Here is a 5,327-nt window from a genome sequence, read left to right on the forward strand (position 1 = left end):
CCAAAAGAATCGAGCGCGCGCCGCATGAAAGACCTGCAAGGCAAGAAGATCGCCGTCGCAAAAGGATCAGCCGGTCAGTACCTGCTGCTCAAGGCCCTGGAGCAAGACGGCATGAAGCCCGACGACGTCGTCTTCGCCTACCTGCAATACAGCGAAGCGCGCTCGGCATTTCTTGCGCCGCTGGGTTACGAACTGATCGGCGGGCGTTTGCTGCCGGGCCAGAGCGCACCGGTGGCGCAGTTCATGTACCACGATGGCGCGGGCCGGAGACTGACCTTGTACGTCTCCACCGACCAGGTGCAGAACAAGGACACCGGCTTCCGCTTTGCGCAGGAAGGCACGGTCAACGTGTTCTACTGGATCGACGGCAAGTTCGGCTACGCCTTGTCGGGCAGCATTGACCGTACGGAACTGGCGCGCATCGCCAACAGTGTCTACGAGCAGCTGGACAAATAGAACTCAGGCTGATCCTAGGCCGATTCAGGTCCGTCCTGCGCTGCTGCCGTGGCTGCTGTCGCGCGGGGCGGGATGAAGAAGTCCGCCGGTTTCCTCAGGAAGCGCGCACACAGGGACTTCAGCAGCGGCCAGCCGTGGCGGAACTTCACCTGGCGCGAACGCAGCGCCACGAACAGCGCCAGCGAAAAACTCACCCACAGGTTCACGGTCCCGATGGCCAGCACGCCAAAGGTCGAGAGGGCGATCACGCCCCAGCTAACGGCATGGTCGAGGCCGACCAGCGCAATGGCGAAATTGGTCGCCGCGAAGGTGATGTGGCGGATGTCGATCGGCAGCCCGAGCAGGAAGCCGACGGTGCCGATGGTGCCCAGCAGGATGCCGAAGTAGAAATTCCCCATCAGGCCGCCCAGGCTGATCTCCAGATAATCCCCCAAGCGCGCCGTACGCGCCTTGCCCAGCAAGCGGCTGAGCCAGTGCGCACGGACCACTCGCTGCGACATGCGCGTATAGAGCGCCTTGTTGTCGTAGTAGCCCGAGATCAAACCCGCCAGGAACAGGCAGACGCCCGCAATCGCCGCATGGAACAGGGCGAGGCTGGAGAATGGATCGATGTCGTGCAGCAGATGCTGCGCCTTGTCCGGCGCGACGAAGTGATGGCCGGCCAGGAGAAAGTAGCCGCTCGCCAGCAGATATGCCGCCGGGAAGGCGATCGTCAGGTTGCCCAGCACCGCGACGAACTGCGTGCGGATCACCTTGACGATCAGTTCGGTCAGGCTGTCGAGATCGAGGTTGCGGCCATCGCTGCTGTGCAGCCCGGCGGCGATGCGCGAGGCGGTCATGGCTGGCTGCTTGGTCGCCACCGTGAAATGCAGCACGTGGATCAGCATGAAGCCGAGCGAATAGTTCATGCTGAACAGGAAGGCTTCCACCAGCGGCGCCGCCCGCAGATAGGAGAATAGTATCTTGATCATCGACATGAAACCGATGATGAAACCCGCGCCCGCCGCCGATTTGTACATGGCGGCGTATTCGCGCCGGTCCTCGGCGATGTAGTGCTCGCCGGTGCGGCTGGCGTTTTCGGTGATGTTGCGCGCCAGCAGGTTGATGTTGGCGGCGAACAGGTCGCGTACGGTGTACTTGCGGTTGTGCGCTTCGATCAGTTCCAATCCCAGTTCGAGGCCGATGGCGCGCTTTTGCGTTGCCAGCGCCGCTGCATTTTCAGGCTTGCCGACGTCGACCAGCGACAGCAGTTTGCGCAGACGGTCGAGATGCTGGTCCAGGCGCACCAGCCGGTAGGTGACGGCGATGCTGGTGCCCAGGCGCAGCGTGCTCTTGCGGATGCGGGTGACGACTTCCTGGCATTGATCCAGCATCACCAGTACGTGGCTGGCGTCTTCCAGCGGCGTCGGGTCGCCATTGAGATGATGCATGTAGCCGTCGAGGTAGCGGTGCAGTTCGACGTTCTGCATCAGGAACGGTGATTCGAAGGCCTTGACGTCGCTGTAGATGCGGATCAGCTCCGGCTCGATGCCGATCGCGCTGATGCGGTAGGACAAGACCTGAATCGCCAGCAGGATCTCGGTCAGGGTCTTTTGCTCGTCGAACTTGTCGGACGTGTCGATTTTGGACGGCAGTTCATCATCGGCGTTTTGCAATACCTCGAACAGCGCAACCCAGTCGTCGACCGACACCGCGTGCATCCACAGATAGTCGGTGTTGAAGGGAAACAGTTTTTCCAGGCAGTCGGACAGATAGCGGTCATCCAACGCCGGCGGCAGCACGCGGTAAGCGAGGCGGCGATGCAGCTCGGAGAAGAAGCCGTCATTCGACAGGATGCCAATGTCGGTGTACAGGCCGGTCTGGCGACGTACCGACAGCAGGTGTAGCAAGTAATGGCGCAGCGCGGCGGCGTGGTGCGGATGCTGCTGCAGCAAGTGCGTCAGCGTGCGCACATTGGTGATGGCGAGTTCGGGCGCTTCGCGCTTTTGCGGACGCAAGACCTTGACCAACGCAATGGCGTGGTCGAGTTCGCTGCCGGCGGAGGTGGTGGCAAGAGCGGCGCTGATTTTTTCTAATAGCTGGAGCATGGATGCAATAAAAGATAAACGGAGGCCAGTGTAAGCGGTTTGGGGACGCAATCTTAACCTGTGTAAAACAAAGATAAGGACATGTGATTTTCGTAAAGAGATGTCAGATTGTGTCGCTAACGGGGAGTTGCATCAGCCTGGTCAGTTAAAAAAAAGGAGTCATCATGGAGATCGCATCTCTGGCAACTGGCGTCGCAACCGCCTGGCTGGCGAAAAAAGCTGTGGAAGGGATAGGGTTGGACCTGACCAAGGTCGCCAATCATGTGGTCGACGACGTGATCGGCCTGATCAGTCCGGCCTTGCCAGCCAACCCGAATATCGGCCGTCTCATCAATACCAAGGCCTGAGGGGAAGGAAACCGGATTGCGTGGGTTTCCATTCAATCGCATCCTGCAAGGGGTGCGATTTTTTTTGGCCGCGAGCTACTGCGGACGCGCATGGTAATTTGTTAAGTCTTTGTTTTATTGGCAATAAATCGCCTAAAAACCGTAAAGATTTTTGTAAATCCTCTTGATTGACGTAAAGAAATACGAAAGGATGACGTTATAGGATGACATCATCAAAGGAGTGAATCATGGACGTTGGTAACATTCCCGCGGTCGCTTCGGCGCTTGCTTCGAAAGAAGCCAGTGATTCCGTTAATATCGCGATGCTGAAAAAGGCGCTCGATGTCCAGGCTACGACTGCCGTGGGCCTCTTGAATGCCTTGCCTTTGCCTGCCAATCCGAACATCGGCCGCAACGTCAATACTGTTGCCTGATTCTTGATTGTCAGTCTTATGCTTTGAAATCGCCCTCCGGGGCGATTTTTTGTTTCCGCGGTCTTTTAGTTTTATTGAATTGCCTAATTAATTAGTCATTTTATATTTTTGACTAATTTATTATGCAATGCCTTGCTTTCTCAGAAATGCATAATAAAATGGACATTGAGCCCATTAGCACAATTTATTATGCAATCACTTCTCGCCCTCGGCAGTCAGATCCGCAGCACCCGTAAAGCCCGGCAACTCAGTTCGAGCAGCCTGGCCGAGCGCAGCGGCATTCATCGCAATACCCTGCAGGCGCTGGAAACCGGCAAGGGCAATATCGAACTCAGCAAACTGCTGTCCATCTGCGCCGAACTCGGCCTGGAGCTGTTGCTGGTGCCGCAGGAAGTCTCGGCGCAACGTGCCGCCGAACAGGGCGGCGAGGGTGAGCGCACCGAATTGTCCGAGCGCCTGCATACCTTGATGAGGAACGGATCATGAGCATGTTGCGATCCCTGCGCATCCGGCTCGGCGTCACCGAGGTCGGTTCGCTGTTTGCGCTCGATGACGGACGCGTGTATTTCCGCTTCGACGACGCCTATGCCGTTGACCCGAACCGGCCGGTGTTGTCGCAGCTGTATCGCGGCTCGACCGAAGAGCGCACCGTCGCCCAATTGCTCAATCCCGCACTGGAAGCCAATCGCGGCGACGGCAAGGGCGGCTTGCCGGCGTTTTTCCAGAACCTGTTGCCGGAAGGCCAGTTGCGCAAGCACCTGATCGAGCGCGCCGGTCTTGCTCCCGACGACGAGTTCGGCCTGCTGGCGTATTGCGGCAAGGATTTGCCGGGCGATGTGTCGGCCTTGTCGGAAACCCTCGACGACCGGCATCTGGGCCGCCTGATCGGCCAGGGCCGCGACAGCTACGAAATGAGCGCCGGCCAGTTGCCCACCCCCGACGGCGAATCGATCTCCGGCGTGCAGCCCAAGATCGGGCTGGTGCGCGCAGCGGGCGGTCGTTATGTGATGCGTTCCAAGGATTCGCGCGGCGCGCATTTCATCGGCAGCTGCCGGCCTCGGATTATCCGCAAATGCCGGAAGTGGAATTCTCCTCGCTGGCACTGGCGCGCGCCGCCGGTGTGCAAGTGTGCGAGCACGAACTGGTGCCGCTGACGGCGATTGCGGATCGCCTGCCGTTCGGGCTGCGCAGCGACGCCGAGAATTTCCTGCTGATCCATCGCTTCGACCGCGACGCCGGCACCGCGACCGGACGCTTGCACATGGAAGACTTCGCCCAGATCACCGGCACCCCGCTCGGCGTGGTGCTGCTGGAGCGCAGCGTCAAGGGCGAGGAAGACCTGTTCGAACTGCTGCGGCGGATCAAGGTGAACGAACTGCTCGGCAATTTCGACGCCCATCTTAAGAATTTCAGCATGCTGTATCGCACGCCGCAAGCGGCAGAGCTGTCGCCGGCCTATGACATCGTGGCCTATTCGGCTTACCTCGCCGGGCATGGTCACGCCTTGGCGTTTGCGCCCGGCGAGAAGGACGCCGGCGGTGCTGCGCGAGCTGGCCAACATCTGGCGCATCCCCGAACCCAAGCTGCAGATGGTGCTGGTCGACACCGTCGAGCGCGCGATGCAAAGTTGGCCTGAGCTGCTGCGCAGCCTGCCGCTCAACGACACCCAGCGCAGCCGCATCAAGGCGCATCTGGACAACAACCCCAGCGTGATCGCCTGGCAGCGCCGCGCTGCGCGCAAGATCAGCGGTAAAGCGTGATGAAGGACGGTACAGAGGAACGCACAAGGGAACGCACAAGGGAACGTGCTGACGCCGGCGGTGCTGCGCGAGCTGGCCAACATCTGGCGCATCCCCGAACCCAAGCTGCAGATGGTGCTGGTCGACACCGTCGAGCGCGCGATGCAAAGTTGGCCTGAGCTGCTGCGCAGCCTGCCGCTCAACGACACCCAGCGCAGCCGCATCAAGGCGCATCTGGACAACAACCCCAGCGTGATCGCCTGGCAGCGCCGCGCTATATATGGA

The 5,327-nt window shown here is 59.9% G+C and carries 8 protein-coding genes and 1 pseudogene; 8 read left to right on the forward strand and 1 reads right to left on the reverse strand.

What is annotated here, in order from left to right:
* Positions 1–456, forward strand: a 456-nt coding sequence (locus tag HLUSI_RS26570; RefSeq protein ID WP_193365562.1) for an ABC transporter substrate-binding protein, incomplete at its 5' end; no start/stop codon positions are given.
* Positions 457–470: 14 nt separating this feature from the next.
* Here the strand turns inward: HLUSI_RS26570 and HLUSI_RS0102165 are convergent.
* Positions 471–2,543 carry a site-specific recombinase gene (locus tag HLUSI_RS0102165; RefSeq protein ID WP_016832402.1) on the reverse strand — a complete coding sequence of 691 codons (2,073 nt, stop codon included), beginning with the start codon at positions 2,541–2,543 and terminating at the stop codon, positions 471–473.
* Between the two features lie 164 nt (positions 2,544–2,707).
* On the opposite strand from HLUSI_RS0102165, the gene HLUSI_RS0102170 reads away from it, so the two are divergent.
* The 7 genes and pseudogenes from HLUSI_RS0102170 to HLUSI_RS0102190 form a co-directional block, all read left to right on the forward strand.
* A complete protein-coding gene (locus tag HLUSI_RS0102170) occupies positions 2,708–2,890 on the forward strand; it encodes a hypothetical protein (RefSeq protein WP_016832405.1) in 183 nt (60 codons plus the stop codon).
* A gap of 227 nt (positions 2,891–3,117) precedes the next feature.
* Positions 3,118–3,303 carry a YjfB family protein gene (locus HLUSI_RS0102175; protein WP_016832407.1) on the forward strand — a complete coding sequence of 62 codons (186 nt, stop codon included), beginning with the start codon at positions 3,118–3,120 and terminating at the stop codon, positions 3,301–3,303.
* Between the two features lie 189 nt (positions 3,304–3,492).
* Positions 3,493–3,789: a helix-turn-helix transcriptional regulator gene (locus HLUSI_RS0102180; protein WP_016832409.1), complete on the forward strand. Its 297-nt coding sequence runs from the start codon at positions 3,493–3,495 to the stop codon at positions 3,787–3,789.
* Positions 3,786–4,457, forward strand: coding sequence for a HipA N-terminal domain-containing protein (locus HLUSI_RS33790; protein WP_238533899.1), 672 nt, complete (start codon positions 3,786–3,788; stop codon positions 4,455–4,457). Before HLUSI_RS0102180 ends, HLUSI_RS33790 begins: the two co-directional genes overlap by 4 nt.
* Positions 4,376–4,939 carry a HipA domain-containing protein gene (locus HLUSI_RS33795; protein WP_238533900.1) on the forward strand — a complete coding sequence of 188 codons (564 nt, stop codon included), beginning with the start codon at positions 4,376–4,378 and terminating at the stop codon, positions 4,937–4,939. Before HLUSI_RS33790 ends, HLUSI_RS33795 begins: the two co-directional genes overlap by 82 nt.
* Positions 4,923–5,063 (forward strand): hypothetical protein, encoded by a 141-nt coding sequence (locus HLUSI_RS33800; protein ID WP_238533901.1) that lies wholly within the window; start codon positions 4,923–4,925, stop codon positions 5,061–5,063. The genes HLUSI_RS33795 and HLUSI_RS33800 overlap by 17 nt, the downstream gene beginning before the upstream one ends.
* 45 nt (positions 5,064–5,108) lie before the next feature.
* Positions 5,109–5,327, forward strand: a pseudogene (locus HLUSI_RS0102190) (type II toxin-antitoxin system HipA family toxin); the annotation flags it as partial.

The organism is Herbaspirillum lusitanum P6-12 (assembly GCF_000256565.1).
GTDB lineage: Bacteria > Pseudomonadota > Gammaproteobacteria > Burkholderiales > Burkholderiaceae_D > Herbaspirillum > Herbaspirillum lusitanum.

Bases quoted from the DNA above. Each gene is read 5' to 3' on its own strand.
- HLUSI_RS33790 (WP_238533899.1), top strand. From the start codon at position 3,786: ATGAGCATGTTGCGATCCCTGCGCATCCGGCTCGGCGTCACCGAGGTC.
- HLUSI_RS0102170 (WP_016832405.1), top strand. From the start codon at position 2,708: ATGGAGATCGCATCTCTGGCAACTGGCGTCGCAACCGCCTGGCTGGCG.
- HLUSI_RS0102175 (WP_016832407.1), top strand. From the start codon at position 3,118: ATGGACGTTGGTAACATTCCCGCGGTCGCTTCGGCGCTTGCTTCGAAA.
- HLUSI_RS33800 (WP_238533901.1), top strand. From the start codon at position 4,923: ATGCAAAGTTGGCCTGAGCTGCTGCGCAGCCTGCCGCTCAACGACACC.
- HLUSI_RS0102180 (WP_016832409.1), top strand. From the start codon at position 3,493: ATGCAATCACTTCTCGCCCTCGGCAGTCAGATCCGCAGCACCCGTAAA.
- HLUSI_RS0102165 (WP_016832402.1), bottom strand. From the start codon at position 2,543: ATGCTCCAGCTATTAGAAAAAATCAGCGCCGCTCTTGCCACCACCTCC.
- HLUSI_RS33795 (WP_238533900.1), top strand. From the start codon at position 4,376: ATGCCGGAAGTGGAATTCTCCTCGCTGGCACTGGCGCGCGCCGCCGGT.